At 58.4% G+C, this 1,605-nt stretch carries 1 protein-coding gene; it reads left to right on the forward strand.

Going from position 1 to position 1,605, the window contains the following annotated elements:
* The first annotated feature begins 160 nt into the window (after positions 1–160).
* Complete coding sequence (locus NO978_RS19705) at positions 161–1,597, forward strand: IS66-like element ISNpe24 family transposase (RefSeq protein ID WP_015298959.1); 1,437 nt, start codon at positions 161–163, stop codon at positions 1,595–1,597.
* The last annotated feature ends 8 nt before the right edge of the window (positions 1,598–1,605 follow it).

The raw sequence follows: 1,605 nt of genomic DNA on the forward strand, positions 1-1,605 counted from the left end.
GTATGTGTTTAGCCCGAGCTGATTTCGCCACCATCTCATAGGAGGCGCACAAATCGGGCTGTATGAGCTGGCAGCGGAGGTTCGTGATGATCCACAGGGATGGGCTCCGTCGCGGAGCCCATCCCGTTGCCTCCGCTGTCTGTACTGGAAGGTGGGATCTGTGAACGGAGATGATCTCACCAAGGACGAGTTGCTCTCCCGGTTTTTGCAACTTGAACAACGAGTCGAAGAGCTTGAACAAGAGAACACACAGCTCCGAGAGAAGTTGCAAGAGAAAGACGAGCGGGTCGAAGAACTCGAAACACGTCTTCGCAAATACGAGAATCCGCACACTCCACCCAGCAAGCGACGGTCGGGGACCGATGAGTCCCCGACCTCGCAGGACGACGAAGACGACGATGTCCGAACTGATGGCGGTACTCCTGGTCGAAAGGACGGTCACGATCCGGAGTGGCGTTCTACAGCTGATCCCGACGAAGAAATCGAAGTCACCTGTGACTGTTGTCCTGAGTGTGGCGACCACTTCGACGAGTCGGTGGGCGTCAGCCCCCGACTCGTCGAGGAGATTCCTGATCCGCAGCCCCCAGAAATCACCCGGTACAACCGCCACTACTACCAGTGCGATTCCTGTGGAACAGAGACAGTTGCGGCTCACCCCGACTGCCCCGATGAGGGGCAGTTCGGGGTGAACGTCATCGCTCAATCAGCTCTGTCACGGTACGATCATCGCCTTCCCTACCGGAAGATCGCTGACCGCTTCGAGCAACTGCATGGACTCGAACTCTCGGGTGCATCCGCGTGGCACGCGACCGAGCGCGCTGCGCGCGCCGGTCGCTGTGAGTACGACCAGATCCGTCAAGAGATCCAAGATGCCGACGTGGTTCATATCGACGAAACAGGTATCAAACGTGAGGGTGAGCAGGCGTGGATCTGGACGTTCAAGACCGCTCAGCATACGTTATACGCGGTCAGAGAGAGTCGTGGAAGTGATGTTCCCGCGGAAGTCCTCGGTGAGGACTTCGCGGGAACGGTCATCTGTGACGGGTGGACGGCGTACCCAGCTTTCAGCAGCAACCTCCAGCGGTGTTGGGCGCACATTCTTCGAGAGGCTGAAGACGCCGCGGAAAAGCAGGCAGAAGGTGAACCGATCTACCACGCTCTCAGACAGGTGTACGTCGCTCTCCAGGCCCGGCTGGAGAGCGACTTGACAGTCCGTGAGCGAGCAGACCTCCAGCGTGTGGCGCGAAGAGAGCTTGAATCGCTGATTGAACGGTCAGTACCCGACGGACCAGTGGCAACACTGCTCGGGAAGATCGAAGGAGGTCTTGACCACTGGCTCACCTTCGTCGGTGAGCCAGCGGTCTCTCCGACGAACAATGCCGCAGAGAACGCGCTTCGTGAACCAGTGGTTCTCCGGAAAATCATCGGAACGCTCCGTAATGACCGAGGAATGTTCGTTCACGAGACGATCTTGTCCCTGCTGGCGACGTGGCGCCAGCAGGGACGCAATCCATACGAAGAGCTTCGTCGAGTCGTCAGCAGCAATGATATGATCTCACGGGCTCACGCTGTGCCGGCTGTCGAGACCTCGGGGTAAACACATAC

Source organism: Haloarchaeobius sp. FL176 (assembly GCF_024609245.1).
Taxonomy (GTDB): Archaea; Halobacteriota; Halobacteria; order Halobacteriales; family Natrialbaceae; genus Haloarchaeobius.